This window comes from Psychrobacter muriicola 2pS, assembly GCF_904846535.1.
GTDB classification, from domain to species: Bacteria; Pseudomonadota; Gammaproteobacteria; order Pseudomonadales; family Moraxellaceae; genus Psychrobacter; species Psychrobacter aquimaris.
The window spans coordinates 160,746-183,663 of sequence record NZ_CAJHBC010000002.1 but is presented as its reverse complement, the minus strand read 5'-3'; the positions used below and the strand labels follow the sequence as shown (position 1 = coordinate 183,663).

Here is a 22,918-nt window from a genome sequence, read left to right as displayed (position 1 = left end):
ATGTAATCAATCGCGCTAATATGGTTGCATTCATCATACTATACTCGTTGCACTTTCAACCATCACCTTTACCTTTTGTTAATAAATACGATAGCACGGTGTAACATAGAAGTGATAGCAAGCCATAATTTTTGCCAAATGCGTTGCTATTAGCAGTAAACAATTGATACTGTTACGAATTATTTACTATATTACTGACTCATCGTCTGTGCTAATTTTTCACATTGTCACAGGGTTGTGATAAAATACGCCACCTGTTAATCACCTATCACGCTATATTTCTAGTCAATCATGGACTTATCCTTATGAGTGTTACTGTATTTAATCCCCGCATCGATGACACTGCTGTCGCTGAAACAACCGCTACTGCACCTGCTGTCACTGCACTCAAAGAATCAAGTTCAGCCCAAGCACCTGTCAAAACAGCGACGAAGAAAGTCTTTGTCACCACGCAGGGCTGTCAGATGAACGTTTATGATTCTGGCAAAATGCTGGATGTGCTCGGTGATTCACACGGTATGGAAGTCACACACGATATCGATGAAGCCGATGTGCTGCTGATGAATACCTGCTCTATCCGCGAAAAAGCACAAGAGAAAGTCTTTTCAGAGTTGGGTCGCTGGCGCAAGCTAAAAGAGAAACGTCCTGACCTTGTCATTGGCGTTGGCGGCTGCGTGGCCTCACAAGAAGGCGATAATATTCAAAAGCGTGCACCTTACGTTGATATGGTATTTGGTCCGCAAACGTTGCATCGTCTTCCAGAACTATATGACCAATCAAACGAGCAACGTGAAATCGCGCCTAAAAATCGTATCGGTACGATTGATGTGTCATTCCCTAGTATTGAAAAGTTTGACTTTTTACCAGAGCCAAGAGTAGAAGGCTATAAGGCCTTCGTCTCTATTATGGAAGGCTGTTCAAAATATTGTTCATTTTGTGTGGTTCCTTATACCCGCGGTGAAGAATTGTCACGCCCGCTTGATGATGTGTTGGCTGAAATTGACAGTTTAGCCGAGCAAGGAGTGCGTGAAATAAACCTACTCGGTCAAAACGTCAACGGCTATCGCGGTGAAAAAGACGACGGCAGTATTTGCCGTTTCGCTGAGCTGTTGCATTATGTCTCGCACGTCGATGGTGTCGAGCGTATTCGTTATACGACCAGTCATCCACTTGAGTTCACCGATGATATCATTGATGCTTATGCACAATTACCAGAATTGGTATCACACTTGCACCTACCAGTACAAAGTGGCTCAAATGCTATCTTGGCAGCGATGAAGCGCAACCATACCATTGATGTTTATGTCAATCAGATCAATAAGTTAAAAACTATTCGTCCAGATATTCACTTATCTAGCGACTTTATCATTGGTTTTCCGGGTGAGACGGAACAAGACTTCCAAGATACCTTAAACTTGGCAAAAGAATTAAACTTCGATCACTCGTATAGCTTTATCTACTCTAAGCGTCCGGGCACGCCAGCGGCAGAGCTGCCGGATGATGTGAGTTTTACGACCAAAAAAGCGCGTTTGGCTGAGTTCCAAAAAGTCATCATTGACTCGACGCTTGCCAAAACGCATGAGATGGTTGGCACCACGACTCGCGTCTTGGTTGAACAAATTGCCAATCGTCACCCTGATTGCCTAATCGGTACAGCGGATAATACCCGTACGGTCATGTTCCCTTATGACGAAGATAAGATGGATGAATTACTTGGTAAAATCGTCAGCGTGCGCATTACTGATTTTGTTAGTCCGCATATGGTTAAAGGTGAGCTAATCGAAGTATTAGCGTAGCTGTTAAGTTATAAATTTGAGTAAGAATAGAAAAGCCGTTTGCTACTGATAGCGAACGGCTTTTTTGTGAGCGTCTAATAATGATCGGTCTGAGAAGACTGCTCATTATTTGCTGGTTACTTCTGAGGTAGTCTCTATCATAATCTTCCAGTAGTACAGAATCATTTTTAGCGTTTCATTAATTTTAGCCATTAGGGGCAGCCGTGCTCCCTGCCAGAATGCCACCATCAATCGTCAGCTCAGTGCCAGTCACGTATTTTGACTCATCACTGGCCAAATAGAGTGCCGCATAAGCCACATCCATGACATCACCCATATAACCGAGCGGAATGTCCTTGCTAATGGCTTTAATAGCGTCTTCACGCGCATCGCCTTCTCCCAACATCGCATCCCACATAGGCGTATAGATAGCGGCAGGATGAATGGAGTTGCAGCGAATATCATAGCCCTTTTGCGCACAGTATAAGGCGACTGATTTACTATGATTTCTAACGCCAGCTTTACTTGAGGCATAAGCTGCCGCTAAAGGAATACCGACCATACCTGAGCGAGAGGATATATTGATGATACTCGATGTGCTGTTTTTATCCGTTGGACGATTTTTCATCAACGCGATGGCCGTCTTACAACCTAACGCCACGCCATCTAAGTTTACTTGATGAACCTTGTGCCAGCTTGCCATATCTAAGTGTTCAGGGTCATGAGAGCCTGTTGTCTCCAAGAATCCAGTAATGCCGGCATTGTTTACGACAATATCTAACCCTTGATAATGTTGTTGAATATACTGCTCGGCCTTTTGCCAATCGCTCTCGTTTGAGACATCTAAATGCATATATTCTGCTGGTTTTGACTCGCGCCATTGTTGACGCTTGATATTAATATCATCGCAAGCTTGCCTCCCTTTATCATCATGGATATCACTGAATATGACCGTTGCCCCTTCTTTTACAAAAAGCTCAGCAATCGCCTTACCAATGCCTTGTGCTGAACCCGTAACTAATGCAACTTTATTAAGCAATCTCATAGAACGCTCCTTTATGTCTGTTAAATCTTGATCGTAGATAATATCTTACTTAAAAACCCAGTCATATGAATTAAGAATGAATGATCGCTACTCTGAGAACCAGTCTGTCTGCCGTAACTGCTGCTTGGTTTCACGGCGGCGTTTTTTGCGGACGATATCGATATCCTCTTTTTCATGAATACCGCCCTTTCTTAATAGTGGATCAAGCGCCAAGTAATTACGAGGCTTCACTACGCCTAGTGTTTGTTGACTCAAACTATTGTCAGAATCATTTTGGCGCTCTAATGCTTGTTCAATTTTCTTGGCCTTTTTTAAGGTTTCTTTTAAGCTCATATTGTTACCTATTCTGTAATTCTTCTTAGATACCAATGCCGAAAACCATATTAGCAAGAAAAACGAATGCAAATTGTACATCCAGTACATTAAGCGAGTTTGACGACGCTAAGATGATTTGCAGGCTTGGTATTAGCCTTTAATGCACATGACTTGCTTAAGCGTGTGCACCACTTCGACCAAATCCGCTTGATTGGCCATCACTTCATCAATGTTTTTATACGCGCCAGGTATCTCATCGATCACACCTTTATCTTTACGACATTCGACACCATCAGTTTGCGCTTTTAGCTCATCAATGGTGAACGCGCGCATCGCTTTACCACGGCTCATTTGTCGCCCTGCCCCATGTGAGCAGGAGCAAAACGACTCTGCCGTGCCAAGACCACGGACGATAAAGGATTTTGCGCCCATGGAACCGGGGATAATGCCAAGCTCACCGGCATAGGCACTGATTGCGCCTTTACGCGTCACGTAAACCTGCTCGCCAAAATGTACCTCTTCATTGACGTAGTTGTGATGGCAATTGATGGCTTCTTTGGTTAACTGAAATCGTGGCAATCCCGCTTGTGGCGACTGCAGCGATTTAATCACTAAGCGCATCATCTCGCGGCGATTCTCTAGCGCGTAATCCTGCGCCCAGCCGACTGCCTCAACATAATCAGCAAAGCTGTCAGACCCTTCGGCAAAATACGACAAGTCACGATCGGGCACATGACCGAAGCGTGATTGGCGCTCTTTTTTGGCCAGATTAATAAAGTAGCGACCGATACAATTACCAATGCCGCGGCTGCCAGAATGCAGCATGACCCAGACATCTTTGTTTTCATCTAGGCACAGCTCGATGAAATGATTGCCACCGCCAAGCGTGCCCAGCTGCTTCGCCCACGTACGCTCAAAACCTTTAAGCATTTTGAGCAAGCCTGGATGCTTATCGGTAATTGGCTTTAAGCGTTTGCCTAACGGGTCAAGCGTTGAGTTTTTCGCTTGGATTTGCTTGTGCATGTTGAAACCCACAGGCACTTGTTGCTCTACTACTGAACGTAATGACCTCAAGCTATCAGGCAAATCACTTGCGGTGAGGGATAAGCGCACGGCGTTCATACCGCAGCCGATATCCACACCGACCGCCGCAGGAATGAGGGCAGACTTGGTCGGAATCACGCTGCCAACGGTTGCGCCTTTGCCAACATGCACATCGGGCATGACCGCAATATGTGAGTGTACAAACTCTAGCTGAGCCAAGTTACGTAATTGCTGCATCGCGCCTTGCTCGATATCAGAGGTATAAATCTTGACAGGCACGCCATATTTACTATTTTTATTTAATACTAATTGAATGCTCATTACTTATTTTTTCCAATTTTTTTATTTTTAATTCCATACAAATAATTTTTATATTTACCTATTAAATTTTTTAGACATTACTTATCTATCCCAATTAAACGCAAAGTTTAATAAGAAATAAAATTATCAATTAAAAAATAATAAGCAATAAAAAACCGTATTTTTATTAATTAAAAATCAATAAAAATTCATGGCTGATTTATTATGGATGTTTTAAAGAAGAATCTTTCATACCAAAAATGAGGGCGTAAACATTATGCGCACAGATAGACAGTCGCTAAATATTAGCGTGAATAATTTTTTGGTAATAAAGATACAGCAGAATGTTGGATAAACAAATAACGGCAAGCGCGAAACTACTTAGCACTATCGCATCGCTATTTTAACAAAGTAGATTTAGAAGAAGGATGGAGCGAGTACATATAGGAGGCTATTCATTGATATGAATAGATAGAACATCACTCAATAGCTATATATAAATTTAGCCAAACCTTTTCGAAGTCTTCATTGTTGTCATGCTTTTCATACATTCAGTCTTTAAAAATGTCTTAACAGTTATATAGGACACGATGATTCCTCCATAGGTTGTGGCTAATGTCAGGGCGACAGTAGCAGATTTATTAGAAATTTATAGCAAGACTATAAATCAGTGAGATAATAATAACGATTTAAAAAATATTGTCAACTATTAGTTTTTAAATTAATTAAAAAACGTAATGATCAAGACCATTTATTTAATAGAGTAATTATTTTAGATAATAACTAATAGCTTTTTATACCATAAAACTATTAACTACTTCAGCAAGCAAAGCTGCTGCAATTATGATAAAGATAACACCGCAACCACGATTGAGCCATGCTAAGCGATTTCCTACATCAAGCCAGCTTGCTAGCTTTTTACCACCTAGCGTATATACGATCTGCCAAATGGTCTCGCTCATGAATAGCCCAATGGTCAGTAAGATATATTGCGGCCATAGTGGCGCACTAAAATTAATAAACTTGGGAAAAAAAGCCGCGAAAAACAAAATAGCTTTTGGGTTGGATAGAGAGACCCAAACACCGGTACGAAATAAAGTAAGATTACTGGGACCTACTTGCACGGCAGCGCTAGAGAGCGAACGTGGCTGCGGTGTAGTAGGTGCGCGCTCAGAGGCAGTATAGTCAGATTCCACCTCTGCACTTAACTCTTTAGCATCGCTCATCAAGCTGCCATCGCCAGCATCACGCCATGAGCTGATACCCAAATAAATCAAGTATGCCGCACCCACGGCTTTGATGATCGTGAGGAGCCAAGGCGACTGCCGACTGATCACATCCAGTCCAAGCAGCGTTGATAGTAACAAAACAAACAGTCCAAGGCTTAGACCTGCCAGCGTCCATAATGTCCGCTTCACGCCATAGTTCATGCCGTATTGGAACGCCAGTAGCATATTGGGACCTGGGGTCGCGGAAATCAAAAACGTACTTGCGAAAAATACTGCAAACAGATGCCAAGACATCAGCTAACCCCTACTTTGTTATATATGAATGGTTCTTATACTAATAGCCATATCGCCAAAAAAAGAAATACCGCCATTAAGACGGTATTTCTTTTACTTACTCACATTATATACATATGTTCGGCATTTTTATAGACTATTTAATGGTGCAGCTGGTTAGCAATTTCTGCAAAAACGCATCACAACGTTCAATTTCAATCAATTCAACATACTCATCGGCTTTGTGTGCCTGTTCAATACTACCAGGGCCACAAATGATGGTTGGGATGCCTGCATTGGTAAACTGACCACCTTCAGTTGCATAAGCCACTTTATGACGCTCGTCATCGCCTGTCAATGCAGCTATCAATGATTGCAACTCGGCGCTATCATCGTCGGTCATTGCAGGCACGATTTCTTCTTGCATCAGCTCAATGCCAGTCTCGGGAGCGCGTGCTTGCATTTGTGCATTTAGCTCAGCGACTTTCGCTTGAATGGGCGCTAGTATATCGTCTTGCGTCATGTGCGGCAGGTTGCGGTAGTCAAAGGTGAACTCGCACAGGTTAGGCACGATATTGGTGGCTGTGCCGCCGTGTATAGTACCTACTGATAAGGTAGAATAAGGTACCGTAAACAATGCATCGTTATCGTTTCTCGCACTGAGCTCTTCGGCAAGCGTATCGACATAGCCAACCAATTTGCTCGCGTAGCTGATGGCATTAACGCCTTGGGCAGTCAATGACGAATGCGCAGACTTACCATGGACGCGGCAACGATAAACGGCAATGCCTTTGTGCGCGACCACCATCGCCATATTAGTTGGCTCACCCACGATGCAATAATCAGGCGTGATACCACGCGCTTTCAAGTCTGCCAAAATTAATGGCGCACCCAAACAACCTACCTCTTCATCGAACGACAAAGCCAAGTGCAATGGGCGACGCAGCTGACCGCTGTTCGACAACTGTACTGCTTGTGGCAACATCGTTAGCGCACACGCGATAAAACCTTTCATATCGCACGCACCGCGTCCATATAGCTTATCGCCACGTATCGTCGCCGTAAATGGCTCTGACGTCCAGTCTTGACCATCGACTGGCACCACATCTGTATGCCCTGAGAGTACCAAACCGTTATTAATTTGGTCGGCATCTTCGCCAGCGGGTACCGTCACAAACAAGTTGGCCTTGGTTTTAGCCTCGTTAAAGGTCAGATCTACCGTTAAACCCAATTGCTCACAGTACGCTTTTACATCGTTAATCAAAACTAGATTGGAGTGTCGACTGACCGTATCAAAGGCAATAAGGCGCGTTAGCCAATCGAGGCTGTGTTTGGGATGCTCAGTATTGTTGAACTGCTTGTCATTGCTAACGTTATCACTACTAGCTGTATCATTAGTATCTTGGATCATAAAATATCCTTATCACGATATATGATAAAAAAGGTTACTGTTTTTTAAATGAGCGCCGCTGCAATGCCTTGATCTCTTCATCCAATCCTGCAATCGGACCTTTTATTGGTATGTTTGGCGCTACTTCTTGAATACTTAATGAGTTGATTGGCGATGTTGACGTCACGCCCATCTCCTCCATCCACTCGCCAAGCTGTTTTGATGAGCTAACGTAGATGATACGACCCAGACCTGCCCACGCATGCGCAGCTGAGCACATAGCACAGTGCTCACCTGAGGTATAAACCACCGCTTTTGTACGCGCGTCCGTAGTCATATTCTCTGCGGCCCACTTTGCAACAGCAATTTCAGGATGGTAAGTTGCATCGACAGTATTGGCACGATTACGATCTTCATGTAGCACCTGACCATCGCCATCAACCAATACACTACCAAATGGCTCATCGCCCGCCGCTAGCGCTTCAGTAGCAAGCTCTACGCAGCGGCGCAAATATATCATATCATTGTCAGTGATCATCCCCATCTCCTTTTATCAATTCATTCTAGGACGTGTTGAATATTAACCCATATCAAAGCATTTACGATGGCGTCTTTATTATGAAGGACGGTTTTGATTCATCGCATCGACGACTGGCGGCATTGGCTTTGGTAACTTACCTTCTGCCTGTAGCTCTTTTCTGGTTTTGGCATCGATAGCCAGTCCAGCAATCAGGGCAATATCTTTAACAGGTTTACGCTTGCGGGTAGCAAAGCTCACTGGCACCATGCGCGCAAACTCATAAATATGCAGATAAGACTCTTCGCCACCTTCAAAGTTTTCGTCATCTTCTAATCGAATACCACCGATTTTAGCCAAATCAGACAGCATCTCATTTTCATCGCCACTCAGACCACAGTCGGTAATACCAAAACCCGTCATAAAACCATTTGCCCACTGTTTCAATGCCATCACGCGCTCGTACAAATCATGTTCATCATCTGGCACTAATGGCGTGTAAGAATAAGCATCGTCTTTGTCTTTAAGCTGAAAAACGGTGTCTTCCGCTTCTTCTGTTAACAGAGTCAATGCCTCATCGGGTAAAGGCGCAAAACTGAGCTCTTCAAACACCTTTGCCCATGTTGCTTCATCAGGTGCGTTACAGGCCGTCATCAGCCCTGTCATCAGGCCATGCACTTCACTGATAGACACGTCAGTCCAGTCATCAAACGCAGTCAGCCATGTATTCCAGCCAGAGATATTGTCATTCATAATAGATGTCCTAGTAATTGATTATTGCTTAAAAAATAAAAATAGACGGATAAAATAGGTGTGAGACATCGCTTGATATTATCAATCAAACCATGGCTCATAAAAATAAACAAACAACCCCTAATATAGGTAATTACTTTGTTGATATAGATATTATGCGGTCACCTATGGCATTATTAAACGCAGAGAACAAAATTCATTCACGCTTACTTGTTAAGGATAAAAACTGACTATGTATGATCAACTTAGAATATTAGAAAAAATGGTACTCGACATAAAAAAACAGTATCAGCTTGTCAGTGCTGAACTTAGCAGCCTCAAACAACACCCTGTTAGCGACCCTCAGGAGCTTGCGGCAATAAGAGCCAAGCTCAACACTAGCCATAGCGAACGCGATGGTGCCAAAAAACAATTGAACGATCTCGACAAGCGCTATCAAAGTCTCGCAGAAGCGCATCATATGATCGGTGAAGAGCAAGACAAACTGCAAAAACAGGTCAGCCAATTACAACAACAAAACAGCCAGTTAGAGCAACAAAATAATGAATTGAAGCAGCAATATAGCGATATTAAACAGCAAAATAGTGAGCTGCAGAAAAAGAATCAATTGGCAGCAGAGCGTACACAAGTCGTATTAAAACGCTTAACCCACATCGATCAAGTAGAAGGCTGATCAGTGATGGCAATAAGGACATATTACTTATTTAACTGCCCAACGCTACTCGTAAAATCTGATATCACTCATTTCACTGACCAGACATTGTAGGATTTATCATGACCGATGACCACAAAAACTCTATAGAAAAACAGCCACAAAATAGCCAGCAGCAGAGTATTGGCTCTAAACCACAACCAGTCGCTGCAACTGGCTCAAACACACCGAGTACTACTGTGAAAACCACTATCCCTGAACCACAAATCAAAAAAGTAGATATCGCAATTGCTGGTGTCACCTATCCTATTTATTGCCCAGTACATGAACAAGAAGAGCTACTCTCAGCCGTCTCTTATATCAATAACCATGCGCTAGATCTCAAACGGGACGCGCCAAGCCTCAGTCAAGAAAGCATCTTGGTACTGTGCTGCTTAAATTTGTATGAAAAAATACACACCAATCAAAGAAGCGATGAAGATCGGTTACAACAAGACAAACAATCTGAAGCTCTATTAAATAAAATTATGAAAGACGCACAGTCTGTTTTATAAGTCTGTATTAGGCGACGAAACAATAAGCGCTTTGCTCTGATGAGCCAAGCGCTTTTTTATGCCTAAGCTATAATCTAATTATTTATACGTCAGGGTTATAAACCTTACCTGCATGAAAGTCTGCTTGATGTTCATAATTGCAAAAGAATAATGCTTGGTTTTCGCCAATAGCACTATCACTACTTGCAGCTAAGTTAGGCTTGGTTTCAAGGACGCCGCGGTATTCAGCCAAGCTGTTGCCACAAAAGTTGCACTGACGCGGTGTGATCACATCACCTTTTTTTGGCATCATGCTTTTGGGCGCACGCGGGTACATAAATTTATAAAACCCCCACATTACGATCCAAATAACGATGATGATAATGATAACAGCAAACACGGCAGTGCTCCTTTGAATATGAGTAAGCGCTATGAATGATAAAAGCCGCTTGGCGGATTATTCAATACGTCTGGACAGTATAACTTAACCAACAATACTGACGATAGTAATATGCTTGAGCGAGTTAATTGACTATCCAATTCTCATGGTAACTTATCAATAAATGCCATGATACGGCGTAAAAAACTGGCCATAGCGGGCCAGTTTTTATATTAAACAGAAAACAATAAAGTGAGCGATCTATATTAGTGAAACTATAGCTGCAGCTCACTGATATCAGCCACAGTTAAGAACAATGCGCGTACTTGCTTAAGTAACGCTAAGCGGTTATTTTTGAGGGCGGCGTCTTCACTGTTAACCATCACATTATCAAAGAATTGCGTCAACGGCTCATCTAAGCTAGCAAGTGTTTGCAATACTTGCGTGTAATCCGCTTGCTCTAGCAGCGGTTTAACCGCCGTCTGCGCTTGCAGCACACTTGCGTATAAACCTTGCTCGGCAGGCTCAGATAATAACGCTTCATCGACATTATCAGCAACACTCACTTCTGATTTGGCCAATATATTGGCAACACGCTTGTTTGAATCAGCAAGCATTGAAGCTTGTGACAATTCGCTAAAGGCTTGTACCGCGCGAATACGCTGATCAAAATCAAGCGGCATATGCGGGTTAATCGCTTGCACTGCCTGAATGGTATCAACGCTCACGCCTTGCTCAGTATACATCGCACGATAGCGCGAGTTTAAGAATACCATGACCTGAGTAAACGTATCACCCATTTTTTCAATCTTGCTGCCTTCAGCGTCACTATAGCCTTTGATTGCTTGTTCAACCAACGCAACTAGATTAATTGGCAATTGCTTTTCGATCAAGATACGCAGAATACCAATGGCTGAACGGCGTAAGCTGAACGGATCTTTAGATCCCGTCGGCGCTTGGTCAATGGCAAAAATACCGACGAGCGTATCTAAACGGTCGGCTAATGCTAAGCAAATACCAATTGGCGTCTGTGGTAATACATCACCGCTGAACTTAGGTAAATATTGCTCTTCTAAACTTGCCGCAACTGCTTCTGGCTCATTATTCAAACGCGCATAATAAGTGCCTGCAATACCTTGTAATTCAGTATATTCACCGACCAATGAGCTGGCCAAATCGGCTTTGGATAAAATACCCGCACGCACTGTTTCATCGATATCAATCTGCTGACCCTGCTGTTGCATCAAGGCGGCAATAAAGGCGGCAAGCTTAGCAATACGCTCAGATTTTTCCCAAATCGTACCCAGCTTGTCTTGGAAGACGCGAGTTTTGAGACTTTCTGTCAGCGCAAACAATGGCTGCTTCTGGTCTTGTAAGAAGAAAAACTCGGCATCCGACAAACGTGGACGTACGACTTTCTCATTACCTTCAATAATTTGATTGGGGTCTTTTGATTCAATGTTGGTAATAAAAATAAAGTAAGGCTGTAGCTTGCCAGTTTTATCGGTTAAGCAAAAATACTTTTGATCCGCTTGCATGGTAGAGATAAGCGCTTCTTGCGGCACTTGTAAAAAACGCGGCTCAAAGCTTGCTCGTAGCGCAATGGGGAAATCAACCAATGCGGTGACTTCATCTAACAAATCTTGCGGTACAATGGCGTCTGAATTGACCTCATCTGCTAGCGCTTTGACTTGATTTTTGATCAGCATTTGGCGCTTATCAAAATCAGCCACGACTTTTAAACCGTCAAGCAGTTGCTCATAATCATTGGCGTGCGCAATCTCATGATAATTAGGACTATGGAAGCGATGACCACGAGTTTGCGTGCCTGTCTGATGTCCTTGGATAGTGGCATCAATGACGGTGCTATCTTGCATCAACACTGCCCACTGTACTGGACGCACAAATTCATTGCGGCTGGCACCTGAACGCATACGCTTAGCAATCGGTAGATTGTCTAGTGCAATCTGAAAAATAGCAGGTAACAGTTCAGTAGTTGCTTGACCATGAATGACTTGCTCATAACCGACATAATCACCTTTATCGGTGTTAATAGTTATCAACTCGCTGGCGTCGATGCCCAATCCTTTAGCAAAACCCATCGCCGCACGTGTTGGATTACCATCTGCATCAAACGCGGCTTTAATCGCAGGGCCGCGTTTTTGCTCACTGCGATCCGGCTGCTTATCGCTAATGCCTTGAATCTGAAGCGCCAAACGACGCGGTGCAGCAAAGGCTTTGATGCTATCGAAGCTAATTTCTGCTTCATTTAATTGTTCAATGACACTTGCTTGTAGCGCGTCACGTAGTGGCTTTAGGCTTTTTGGAGGTAGCTCTTCACACCCCAGTTCAAATAGAATAGTACTCATGGGATGCTCCTATTTATTATTGTTAGTTGATTGGTTTGTATTTGATTCTTCAATTGCCATGTCAGTGTCTTCTTTTGGCAAATACTTATCGAGCGCCGCTTGACGATGCGCCTCATCTGCTAATGGGAAGCCCAGCTTAGCGCGTGCTTCAACGTAACCAATGGCCACTTTTCGTGCTAGCGTACGTACGCGTAGGATAAAACGCTGACGTTCAGTCACTGAAATCGCACCGCGAGCATCAAGCAAGTTAAAAGCATGTGAGGCTTTTAGTACCATCTCATAGGCAGGTAATGGCAAACCTTCAGCAACCAACTTATCCGCTTGCTGCTCGTAGAAATCAAACATCTGACCCATCATCGGCACATCGGCATGTTCAAAGTTATAGGTAGACTGCTCTACTTCGTTTTGATGAAAAACATCGCCATACGTGACACGACCAAACTCACCATCTGCCCAGACCAAATCATAAACGCTATCGACACCCTGCACGTACATGGCTAAGCGTTCAAGTCCATAAGTGATTTCGCCAGTCACTGGAAAGCACTCAATGCCGCCCACTTGCTGGAAATAGGTAAACTGCGTCACTTCCATACCGTTTAGCCAAATCTCCCAGCCCAGCCCCCACGCACCCAGCGTTGGCGACTCCCAGTTATCTTCAACGAAACGTACATCATGCACCAATGGATCAATACCAATGGCTCGTAGTGAGTCCAAATACAGCTCTTGGATGTTAGGCGGATTGGGCTTTAGCACCACCTGAAACTGATAATAATGCTGCAAGCGGTTGGGGTTGTCACCGTAACGACCATCAGTTGGACGACGTGATGGCTGCACATAAGCAGCATTCCAACGCTCAGGACCTAACGAGCGTAAAAATGTCGCGGTATGAAAAGTACCCGCGCCGACTTCCATATCATAAGGCTGCAAGATAACGCAGCCCTTATCAGCCCAATAATTCTGTAGGGTTAGAATTAAATCTTGAAATGTCATCGGTTGAGAGTCTGTGTCTTGTATCATCGGGGTTGTCGCTTGGGATGTCATAGTTTGGGTTTTCATAGTAAAGCCACTGTGAAATGAATATGAATAAATAAAGTTTTGATAGCACTCGTATAGCCTATTTGGCAACGACTCTATTTGCCTGCTCACCTTACTAAAAATTGACTATTTTATCTATATTTACATCAACTAAATTTATGCTGCAGACCAAAACGAGTCGTTATAAGGCTCATTTATAATCAAACTGCTGCAATAAAGGGCACAAAAGTAGCAGATAAAAAAATACCCAAATGCGCGAGCATCTGGGCAGGAGGAAAAGTATGTCTTTGGTATCCTGATGAGTCAGGCTTTTTGTTTTTTAGTTGAACTGCTGTTCTTTTCTTTTGATACAAATTTAATCTAAGTGGATTTTGATAGTATTACTATCAAAATAGCACTGTCAAAATGGTACTGCTATTAAAAATACTGCTATAAAATATGAAACAATCTTATTGATAGGATTCACTGGTTGCTTTTGGCATGATTATCCATAAGACTATATAAATTAAGATGCCCGGTACTGCTGCGCTCAAAGATGAGATAATCACGAATAATACTCTCACCCAAGTCGGTGACCAACCAACGTATTCGGCAATGCCGCCCATCACACCTGCTATCATGCGATTATTCTGTGAGCGATGTAGTTTTGCTAGTTTAGCCAAATCAAATACCTCTCTATCATTTCTATGATTGTTTAAATTTCTATTATTTTCGTTTGTTCTTCTATTTTTTATGCTTTTTTTCTGATTGTAGTCATGAAGATATTTAGCCCTCTTAACTTATGAATAATTATAGCAACTATTAAATATTTATCTGTTGAAGGTATAGAAGTACTTTGTGAGTTTATGCTACTTAAGCTTGCCCTAATCTGTCATAAAACCTCGTAAACTGCTGATTTTAAATAATTATTTCAAAATGTTTCAAAATTAGCTTTGTTGCTGCCACATTACAACGCTTGTTACAAATTCAATATTTAGCCATTGTCAGCACATAAATATTGTTATAGATGTAACTTCAGAAATGGTGCAATATTCAAACAATCACAGTTAAATTAATAACTTGGTGATATTTTTATTAGAAAAAATCTTATAAAAAAAACACCTATTTACAATAACCTACCTGTAAATCCACTTAAACCTTTATACCATGCTGATAAACCGCTTCTATTTTAGAAATCTACCTATAAAACTTAGTGCAATGAAGCACAAATAAAAATAAAGGAAAGCTATGTACGAGTCAGGATTGATGATTGGACATTTTGAGCCATTACATTTAGGTCAAATGCGCAGTATATTGGCTGCGGCAGGACAAGCGAAAACCTTGCATATTATCATTATGGCGCATCCAGCACCGCATCCAGACTTTACAATTACTTTGCAAGACAAAGCTCGTTGGCTACAGATGGCGTGTGCTGATTTGCCATTTATCCAGATTCATACCACTCATGAGATTGAGCTGCCGCTGCATGATAGCTTTGTTGATGTGACAATCGACATTCCCGCCAGCAATGCCAAACTACAACGTTTAACGGCAGCGCTCGACTTACCAGCAGAGACGGTATTGTTTGTCGCAGAAAACCACCCATTGGCGCAGAGTGATGTCTATGAGCAATTATCGATACCGGTCGTCACGACCCCGCTACAACCTGAGTTTGATTCTTATGCCATTGCCCGTAATCCGGTCGCGCATTGGTCAGCCATTCATCCCCAAGCACGCGGCGACTATACCAAAACGGTTGCGATTGTCGGCGGTGAAAGCTCAGGTAAGACGACATTGGTGCATAAACTGGCCAATTATTATGGTGCCAGCTTTGCTTTAGAGATGGGACGTTTATATGTCGGCACAGATTTGGGCGGTAGTGAAGTCGGCCTACAATATAATGACTATGGTCCGATTGCCCTCCAGCATGCTCAAGCTATAAGAGATGCGGCGGCTAACGCGACGGCTCCTGTCACCATTGTTGATACCGATTTTGTGACTACTCAAGCGTTTTGTGAAGAGTACGAAGGTCGCAGCCATCCTTTTGTGGCGGCTTGTATCGATGAGTTTCGCGTAGATCATACCATTATGCTGGATAACAATACGCCGTGGGTTAATGACGGCATGCGCTCATTGGGCACTCCTGAGGCGCGCGGACGCTTTGAACGACGTCTCGTCGATATTTTCGCTCGTCATGATATCAAACCGCACATGATTGACCAGCCAGATTACGATGCGCGCTATCAGCAAGCACTGCTGCTTATCGATCAGTATGTTTATGGTAAATAGGCAGCATGGTAAAAATAGCGATAATACAAAAATAATATGATATTAAAAAACAAGATAAGAACCCATTATAGTTTTAATACTTTAAGGAAAAAGGCTTTATGCGTATTCAGCTATTAGATAATATTACTGGAAAATGGGCGATGCAATGGATTGTCATCTGGTTCATTTGCGGGGTGATTGCATTATCCACAGGTTTTTGGCTCACGACAGAACACACCACGCTTGATATGTTTTATCTGGGCGTATCTTTCGTTGGTTTGGTCTGTGTGGTTTCGCTGTCATTTCGCAAAAACGTCATGGGTAACGGGTTGGGAATGGCAGCAACTGCGGGAGAAGTCGTCGTGCAGGCGACGTCTGGTGCAGTCGGTTTGATGCTCGCACCACTCTTTAACTTTTTCACCCATGTCTACGGTATTTTTTATTGGTCAAAACATACCGATCCTGATGGCGACATGATACCAAAGGCCGCTAGCAAAGCCGTTTGGTTGATTACCGCCGCCTTTATTATTATCGGTCTTGCACTTTTCCCCACGGTAAATAATTTACTCGCCAGCTATGGCTATGCAGTGGTTGAAGATGATAACAGTAAATTCTTAGGATTTATTTCCTTCTTTTGGATCAACGTCATTGCTTTTGTCCTCTCCATTACTGCACAAGCCGCGATGATTTTGCGCTATTCATTTAACTGGTGGTTATGGATCATCGTTAACTTTGTCTGGCTCATCGTCAATCTAATGTCAGGCAATTATATTTTTGCCATTCAAACCATGATATATCAAATAAATGCCTTTATTGGTCTGTATGAATGGCAGCGCAGTGAACAAGGTTAACGGTTGTTTTGCATGGCTGTAAGTACTGACAGATTAAAAGGATAAAATTGACCAACTCGAGGATATTGACAAGTATATTGATAGCGCTATAAGTTTTGACTGTGCCGTCTATCAGATAATGTGGTGGACTGGCTCAATTAATGCTAAAACTGATATGAGAGATTTCTCAATTCATTGACTAACACGGAGGTTAGTATGTCTCGTACTCAGCAAAAGCGATTGTCTAAACGCACACTTGAGCAATGGCTTAGTGAATATTCTGTCAGTCATCAAAACCTAGTCAATAAAAAAATCCACTGGCTATGCGTTCCCACTATATTTGTCAGCTTGTTAGGCATGGGCATGTCGCTATCAGTCTGGTTTACCTTAGTGATGAGCGCTTTGGTGTTATTGTTTTATATGCGTCTATCCACGCCGTTATTTTTAGCGATGGGCATGTTTATCCTGATTTGCTTGTCAGTAATGACATTATTCCCATGGGGCTTTAAGATTTGGGCGACTATTTTTGTGGTTGCTTGGATTGGACAATTCATCGGTCATAAAATTGAAGGCAAAAAACCCTCATTTTTTGAAGACTTACAGTTCTTATTAATTGGTCCAGCATGGGTGGCTAATAGCGTGATGGGTCGTAAACAAAGCCAAGCCTAACTATTCATTATTGATGTTATTTTTAAACTTAGTGTCGTTAAGCTTAGCATCTAAAAAACTACTGTCTAAAATTAATTTTTACCAAAAAAAGCAGCCCTCAACAATCAGTTGAGGGCTGCTTTTGATATTAAACCATCAAAAAAATCTATTTACCAAATACTTGCATACGATCTTCAATTGGCTTGAACGCTTTATCACCTGCTGGTTGCTCGATAGCACCAAATACCATTTGGGCATTCAGTTCCCAATGTTCATCAATATTCCAGGTGCTAGCCACTGCTTTATCAATGATTGGATTGTAATGCTGTAAGTTGGCGCCAACATCAATACTGGCCAACGCGGTCCAAATGACATACTGGTGCATAGCATTGGTCTGATGTGCCCAGATTGGGAACTTGTCCGCATACAAAGGCGCAGCAGCTTGCATGTCTCGAACCACACTGTGATCTTCAAAGAACATCACGGTACCTGCTCCTGCTTTAAAGCCAGCGATTTTTTGTTTGGTTGCAGCAAATTGCTCTTCATTATCAACGATACCGCGTAACGTATCTTCAGTAATTTGCCACAGCTTATTGTGGTTATCGCCGAACAGTACCACGACACGCGTCGATTGTGAGTTAAATGATGATGGCGTATGCAAAACAGCATGCTCAACCAGCTTGACGATTTCGTCATTTGAGACAGGTAATTGATTGCTCAATGCATAGATAGAACGACGTTTTTCAGCCAATTGCTGTAATGTTTTTAGATCTGACATAGTGTTTCTCCACGTTATTAGTATTGATTGTTTAACTGCGGTTAATATGGATGATTAATGAGTATGGGAGTAATCCAACTAATCCCATACTTTGGTTTCGTACATAAAATTGATGATAGATGAACCTTTAAAAACTGCGTTCATAGACAATGTCTAACGGCTTTCACCCTTAAAACCTTGCGGTAATTCTGGTGCTGGTAAACGCTTCATATCAGAGTCCACATTACCAAAACGCTCATGACCATTATTCCAGTCACTGATTGACTGCTCAATCTCTGCTTTATTGTCCGCGACAAAATTCCACCACAGTAGTACTTGGTTATTCAACGGCTCACCACCGATAAACATCACTCGCGTACCTTTTCTGGCAACCAGCTTGATACTGTTATTATTCGCAACATCGCTATCACTGAAGCGAAATAGCTGATCTTGTGCGCAAACCTTGCCTTCAGATACGATCTGACCTTCTGTAACCAAGATACCGTATTCAAAATTTGGCTCTAAGTTGAGAATGACCTCACCGTCCTTAATGAAGTACACATCGATACCCACCATGTGTGAATACTGGATGGTCGGTGCTTCGTAACGCTTACCTGATAGACTGTTATAGCTGCCCGTCGTCAGAATCATCTCGACACTATCCTCCGTCCACGTTGGTAGCTCAGGATAATGGTGGAAGCTACGCTCGATTTTCTGATCCGTCGGTAGTGCTATCCACAGCTGTACCATGCTCAGACCGTGTGCCGCATCTACTGAGCCACCCGTATCTGGAAAAACGCTTTGTTCGGTATGACTGATGCCTTGGGTCAGACCTGTACCCGCCGTCATGACATTGACTTGATTTTTGATAATAACTTGCTCATTACCTAAACTGTCTTTGTGCAGGACTTCGCCACTTAACATCCAGCTAAAAGTTTGCAGGTTAGTATGTGGATGGCGACCGACTTGCATGCCTGTCTCATCTTCACCAAACTCAGCAGGACCAGCGTGATCCAAAAAACACCACGCACCGATTGGCTTTTTGCCAGTATTGGGCAACAAACGGGCAATTGGTATGCCGCCTACCTCTGCCAACCGTGGCTCTAGAGTTTCGATACTCATGATTCATCTCTTATTATGTGATGCTGAAACTTATTGCTCATGACAATTAAAAGCTCATTGGAACTTCCATCAACAGCACCCTAGCATCTTCTTCTACGTCCATCGTAAAGTTCTTAGTATCGCAAACACCAAGCCCATCTCGGGTATCTAAAATGTTACCGTTTACAACGATTTTACCGCTAATAACAAAGATATAAACGCCGTTACTAGGGTCTTTTAACTGATACGTCTCAGTCACACCTTCATCAAAATCGCCCATGCTAAACCAAGCATTTTGATGAATCCACACACCCGCATCGTCAGCGTTTGGCGACAATACTTGATGAAACTCATTCGGCTGCATGATTTCATCGATGCGTACTTGCTGATAGCGTGGCTCAACGTTCATTTTATTGGGGATCACCCAAATCTGTAAAAATTTCACCGCTTCTTCGTTATCGCCGTTCATTTCACTGTGCGTGATACCAGTACCTGCTGACATGACTTGGATTTCACCCGTTTCAATAATGCCATTATTACCGATATTATCGCCGTGACCGAGCCTACCAGACAAAGGAATACTAATGATTTCCATATCACGATGGGAATGTTTTCCAAAGCCTTGACCACCGATGACGAAATCGTCGTTGATGACACGTAGAGCGCCAAAACCCATACGGTCTGGATTATGATAGTTGGCGAAACTAAAGGTATGCTTGCTTTTGAGCCAGCCATGGTTGGCATCGCCACGAGAGTCTGCTGCATGATAGACAGTTTGCATAATTTATCCTTAGATATTAATAAGTTAAATTTTTGTAAATTTATTATTAATTAATTTACTTAAACAATGGGTCTATTATAATTGTTGTCTGCTAATAGATAAACAACGATAAATGCAATTAACTATTCTAATTTTCAGAACAATAGTATGATAAACATAGCGTTAAATAGTGATACCATCACCATTGATTTCATAATAAATTGAGCTTATAAGCTCAATAATAAGTAAGCCCAAAAGCCATTACGCAATATGTTGTAGAAACTCTTTATCACGCGCCATCACTGATAGATATAGCACTGGCAATATAAACAAGCCTACCGCCCAAAAGCTCAGTTTAAGATACAGAAGCGCACCGACCAAAGCGCCTATTAAAAAGCTAAAAACCAATACCGAGCTGTGTGCCAGATCTTTAGCATTTTCAGGGCTGCGATTATTCAGATAATCGGTTAAATTAATACCCAGCTGCGTAGTATTACCCGTCATCAATACAGTTGGACTCATCTTCTTAATCACCGTCTTGCTGGCGGTATTTCGTATCGCTAAAGCGATCAAGCCTAAAGCGCCCGTTATCGCCACAGTGATATCACCTGCATCGACAAAAGGTTGATAATACAAACCAGCGACCATAAATGCCGTCAAAAATGCCGCTTCGGCTAAGAACAAGTGACTCAGAATTAATACAGGCTTTTGACTTCTATCAATACAAGTCTTGGTCACCATGACAGTCAAAACAAATAGCGGCAGAGCAGCCAGTTTAATCCATAGACCAGCCTCACCGTTGACCAAACTACTGCCTGCCATTACTAAGTTCCCCGTGACATGTGCCGTAAAGAACCCAAACAGGGTAATAAAACCAATGGTATCAATGGCGCCGCCGACCACCGTCAATAACACTGGCGTCTGATAACGCTGCCAAAAGCTCGGTAACTGCTCATTGGTAGCGCTGTGATTTTGAGTTGTCATAATTATTAGTTGCCCTCAATATATTTTAATTACTGTTTTCTTAGCTGTTTACAGTATAGCGATACCGCCAAATAACTCGAGCGCAATGACTAATGGTAGTTGCACAACCGGCACGTTCATCCATTTCATATAGTCTTGCGTCGCAGCGTAGCCTGTGATTTTAGTAAAACGTAAAGGATCAAAGTCATCGATAAAAATAGGCGACCAATCGAGGCGCTACACCGCTGTAATTTATATATCGTTGCTATCTAAGTATGTTTTCAAACCAAGAAGATCGTCAAACTAAGGGAATGTTCAAATACGTTTTTAGCCAAAAAATGGCATCAGTATAGGTGTTGACTGTAAAGGGATAAACAGCAATAATTACAAATATAAGTTCTCAAATTTAGAACAATGCTGCTTTAGAAAAATATTACTTTAGAAGAATCATAAACCTACAAAGGTGGGAAGGTAAAATGGGACAGTTAGAAGATATGGCGATGTTTGTACGCATTGTCGAAGCTGGTAGTATCACCAAAGCAGCAGAACAGCTAAATATTGCCAAGTCAGCCGTCAGCCGCCGTCTTAAAGAATTGGAAACACGTTTGGGTAGCCAGCTCATCAGCCGAACCACTCGACAATCTAACTTAACGCAAGCAGGTGAGCAGTATTACCAACAAGTGAACAATATCTTGAGCGCAGTTGATACTCTGAATGAACAAACCAGCGGCGCACCCACACGCATCGAAGGCACACTCAAGATGACTGCACCATTATCATTTGGACTCATGCATCTGAACGATGTGATTGATGAATACGCCAATCAGCACCCTAACCTACACTTTGAGTTGGATTTTTCTGATCGACACATTGACTTGATCGAAGAAGGATATGAGCTCGCCATTCGCATTAGAGAGCTGCAAGATTCTAGCTACCAAGCAAAACGTTTGGCGCTGATTCGTTATTCGCTCTGTGCCAGTCCCGATTATCTGAGCAGAATGGGGACACCTGAGACGCTAGCAGATTTGGAAAATCATGAGTTTTTACAATATGGTCTTGGTAAAACAAGCAGCCTAGAGCTGACCGATGAAGAAGGCAAAAAGCATAACCACACGATTAATGCCAAAATCAAAGCCACTAATGGTGAGTTTTTGGTAGATCTGGCCGTCAAAGGTCATGGCATTACCTTTATACCAACTTTTATCGCTTACCAAAAATTGGCACGTGGCGAGCTGATGCCCATCCTTCAGCAATATCAATTGCCCACGCTAAATGCCTATGCGGTGTATCCCAAAAATCGTTTTTTATCACAGCGCTGTCGCTATCTGATTGACTTTATAGCCGAGCGTTTCGGAGACGATCCTTATTGGGATAAATTTTGATTCAGAAAATTGAGCCGTATTCTAGAATCTCTATGCAGCCATACGAATCAAACTAAGCCACAATGATTGACATAAGCAAAGATTAGAACAAGCACATTGATACAATATCGATATTTTATCACGCAAATAACAGCACCTATCGATCACAGTCGAATCATCGCTTATAGCCTGCCAAATCTAGCAATCTTAGTTACTTATGCGTCCTACTCAGTGATAGCAGAAATTACACCAATCAGTTTTTTGGTCTTATACCTTGCTTCTGCTAGTGCCATCTTATTCTGCGCTACCACGGTCAATACACACGGCTTACCGATATAGTCAGTTTTGACGAATAGTATATTTCCAGCAGTGGCTTCGACGATAGTAATGTCGCACTTGCCCTGCTTCATTTGACTCGCAGATGAATCGCTCAGCGCTGATAGCGTGCTACTCATCGCTGCAAACTTGTCCGTTTGATTGCTCAATTCACTGATCGAAAAACAACTAATGGGAAAGCCATCTGTGGTGCATATACTGACCAATATAATTTCTCTATTGGCCTCGCACAATGCTTTCATGTGGCTTAATAACGCTATTTTTGCTGGTGATTTTTCGTCTACTTTTTCTTTTAACATAGTCATA

Annotated in this window: 23 protein-coding genes; 7 read left to right on the top strand and 16 right to left on the bottom strand. The window is 42.5% G+C overall.

Annotated features, from left to right (window positions below):
* The first annotated feature begins 305 nt into the window (after positions 1 to 305).
* Complete coding sequence (gene miaB, locus JMX93_RS03180) at positions 306 to 1,796, top strand: tRNA (N6-isopentenyl adenosine(37)-C2)-methylthiotransferase MiaB (RefSeq protein ID WP_499203828.1); 1,491 nt, start codon at positions 306 to 308, stop codon at positions 1,794 to 1,796.
* Between the two features lie 184 nt (positions 1,797 to 1,980).
* On the opposite strand, the gene JMX93_RS03175 is transcribed toward miaB, so the two are convergent.
* The 7 genes from JMX93_RS03175 to JMX93_RS03145 form a co-directional block, all read right to left on the bottom strand.
* The gene (locus tag JMX93_RS03175) at positions 1,981 to 2,820 is read right to left on the bottom strand and encodes an SDR family oxidoreductase (protein ID WP_499203827.1); all 840 of its coding nucleotides are present in this window, start codon (positions 2,818 to 2,820) and stop codon (positions 1,981 to 1,983) included.
* A gap of 87 nt (positions 2,821 to 2,907) precedes the next feature.
* Positions 2,908 to 3,153: a hypothetical protein gene (locus tag JMX93_RS03170; RefSeq protein ID WP_443558107.1), complete on the bottom strand. Its 246-nt coding sequence runs from the start codon at positions 3,151 to 3,153 to the stop codon at positions 2,908 to 2,910.
* A gap of 132 nt (positions 3,154 to 3,285) precedes the next feature.
* A complete protein-coding gene (locus JMX93_RS03165; protein WP_499203826.1) occupies positions 3,286 to 4,500 on the bottom strand; it encodes an RtcB family protein in 1,215 nt (404 codons plus the stop codon).
* 773 nt (positions 4,501 to 5,273) lie between these two features.
* Complete coding sequence (locus JMX93_RS03160; RefSeq protein WP_499203825.1) at positions 5,274 to 6,002, bottom strand: LysE family translocator; 729 nt, start codon at positions 6,000 to 6,002, stop codon at positions 5,274 to 5,276.
* 136 nt (positions 6,003 to 6,138) lie between these two features.
* Positions 6,139 to 7,392, bottom strand: coding sequence for an acetylornithine deacetylase (gene argE, locus JMX93_RS03155; RefSeq protein ID WP_499203824.1), 1,254 nt, complete (start codon positions 7,390 to 7,392; stop codon positions 6,139 to 6,141).
* Positions 7,393 to 7,426: 34 nt separating this feature from the next.
* Positions 7,427 to 7,909 (bottom strand): nucleoside deaminase, encoded by a 483-nt coding sequence (locus JMX93_RS03150; RefSeq protein ID WP_499203823.1) that lies wholly within the window; start codon positions 7,907 to 7,909, stop codon positions 7,427 to 7,429.
* A gap of 78 nt (positions 7,910 to 7,987) precedes the next feature.
* On the bottom strand, positions 7,988 to 8,641 hold the full coding sequence (locus tag JMX93_RS03145) for a UPF0149 family protein (RefSeq protein WP_499203822.1): 654 nt from the start codon (positions 8,639 to 8,641) through the stop codon (positions 7,988 to 7,990).
* Between the two features lie 232 nt (positions 8,642 to 8,873).
* Between JMX93_RS03145 and JMX93_RS03140 the strand changes: the two genes are divergently transcribed.
* On the top strand, positions 8,874 to 9,314 hold the full coding sequence (locus JMX93_RS03140) for a hypothetical protein (protein ID WP_198332149.1): 441 nt from the start codon (positions 8,874 to 8,876) through the stop codon (positions 9,312 to 9,314).
* A 101-nt stretch (positions 9,315 to 9,415) separates the two neighbouring features.
* Entirely contained in the window at positions 9,416 to 9,847 is a 432-nt protein-coding gene (locus JMX93_RS03135) for a cell division protein ZapA (protein WP_499203821.1), read from the top strand.
* Between the two features lie 82 nt (positions 9,848 to 9,929).
* On the opposite strand, the gene JMX93_RS03130 is transcribed toward JMX93_RS03135, so the two are convergent.
* The 4 genes from JMX93_RS03130 to JMX93_RS03115 form a co-directional block, all read right to left on the bottom strand.
* Positions 9,930 to 10,226, bottom strand: a complete 297-nt coding sequence (locus JMX93_RS03130; RefSeq protein ID WP_227685944.1) for a hypothetical protein — start codon at positions 10,224 to 10,226, stop codon at positions 9,930 to 9,932.
* Positions 10,227 to 10,480: 254 nt separating this feature from the next.
* On the bottom strand, positions 10,481 to 12,574 hold the full coding sequence (gene glyS / locus JMX93_RS03125; protein ID WP_499203820.1) for a glycine--tRNA ligase subunit beta: 2,094 nt from the start codon (positions 12,572 to 12,574) through the stop codon (positions 10,481 to 10,483).
* A 9-nt stretch (positions 12,575 to 12,583) separates the two neighbouring features.
* Positions 12,584 to 13,564: a glycine--tRNA ligase subunit alpha gene (gene glyQ, locus JMX93_RS03120; RefSeq protein WP_198332180.1), complete on the bottom strand. Its 981-nt coding sequence runs from the start codon at positions 13,562 to 13,564 to the stop codon at positions 12,584 to 12,586.
* A 494-nt stretch (positions 13,565 to 14,058) separates the two neighbouring features.
* Positions 14,059 to 14,271 (bottom strand): PspC domain-containing protein, encoded by a 213-nt coding sequence (locus JMX93_RS03115; protein WP_193012479.1) that lies wholly within the window; start codon positions 14,269 to 14,271, stop codon positions 14,059 to 14,061.
* Positions 14,272 to 14,836: 565 nt separating this feature from the next.
* Between JMX93_RS03115 and nadR the strand changes: the two genes are divergently transcribed.
* From nadR to JMX93_RS03100, 3 genes are all read left to right on the top strand, one after another.
* Positions 14,837 to 15,877, top strand: coding sequence for a multifunctional transcriptional regulator/nicotinamide-nucleotide adenylyltransferase/ribosylnicotinamide kinase NadR (nadR, locus tag JMX93_RS03110; protein ID WP_499203819.1), 1,041 nt, complete (start codon positions 14,837 to 14,839; stop codon positions 15,875 to 15,877).
* Positions 15,878 to 15,975: 98 nt separating this feature from the next.
* Positions 15,976 to 16,707, top strand: a complete 732-nt coding sequence (gene pnuC / locus JMX93_RS03105; protein WP_198332144.1) for a nicotinamide riboside transporter PnuC — start codon at positions 15,976 to 15,978, stop codon at positions 16,705 to 16,707.
* 195 nt (positions 16,708 to 16,902) lie between these two features.
* A complete protein-coding gene (locus tag JMX93_RS03100) occupies positions 16,903 to 17,355 on the top strand; it encodes an Mpo1 family 2-hydroxy fatty acid dioxygenase (RefSeq protein WP_499203818.1) in 453 nt (150 codons plus the stop codon).
* Between the two features lie 145 nt (positions 17,356 to 17,500).
* Here JMX93_RS03100 and JMX93_RS03095 read toward each other — a convergent pair whose 3' ends face one another.
* The 4 genes from JMX93_RS03095 to JMX93_RS03080 form a co-directional block, all read right to left on the bottom strand.
* Positions 17,501 to 18,112, bottom strand: coding sequence for a nitroreductase family protein (locus tag JMX93_RS03095; RefSeq protein WP_499203817.1), 612 nt, complete (start codon positions 18,110 to 18,112; stop codon positions 17,501 to 17,503).
* A gap of 153 nt (positions 18,113 to 18,265) precedes the next feature.
* Positions 18,266 to 19,213, bottom strand: a complete 948-nt coding sequence (locus JMX93_RS03090; RefSeq protein WP_499203816.1) for a pirin family protein — start codon at positions 19,211 to 19,213, stop codon at positions 18,266 to 18,268.
* Positions 19,214 to 19,259: 46 nt separating this feature from the next.
* On the bottom strand, positions 19,260 to 19,973 hold the full coding sequence (locus tag JMX93_RS03085) for a pirin family protein (RefSeq protein WP_499203815.1): 714 nt from the start codon (positions 19,971 to 19,973) through the stop codon (positions 19,260 to 19,262).
* A 240-nt stretch (positions 19,974 to 20,213) separates the two neighbouring features.
* The gene (locus JMX93_RS03080; protein WP_499203814.1) at positions 20,214 to 20,936 is read right to left on the bottom strand and encodes a YoaK family protein; all 723 of its coding nucleotides are present in this window, start codon (positions 20,934 to 20,936) and stop codon (positions 20,214 to 20,216) included.
* 455 nt (positions 20,937 to 21,391) lie between these two features.
* On the opposite strand from JMX93_RS03080, the gene JMX93_RS03075 reads away from it, so the two are divergent.
* Positions 21,392 to 22,297, top strand: coding sequence for a LysR family transcriptional regulator (locus JMX93_RS03075; protein ID WP_499203813.1), 906 nt, complete (start codon positions 21,392 to 21,394; stop codon positions 22,295 to 22,297).
* A 203-nt stretch (positions 22,298 to 22,500) separates the two neighbouring features.
* On the opposite strand, the gene JMX93_RS03070 is transcribed toward JMX93_RS03075, so the two are convergent.
* Positions 22,501 to 22,917: a roadblock/LC7 domain-containing protein gene (locus JMX93_RS03070; protein WP_198332137.1), complete on the bottom strand. Its 417-nt coding sequence runs from the start codon at positions 22,915 to 22,917 to the stop codon at positions 22,501 to 22,503.
* Position 22,918 lies beyond the last annotated feature (1 nt).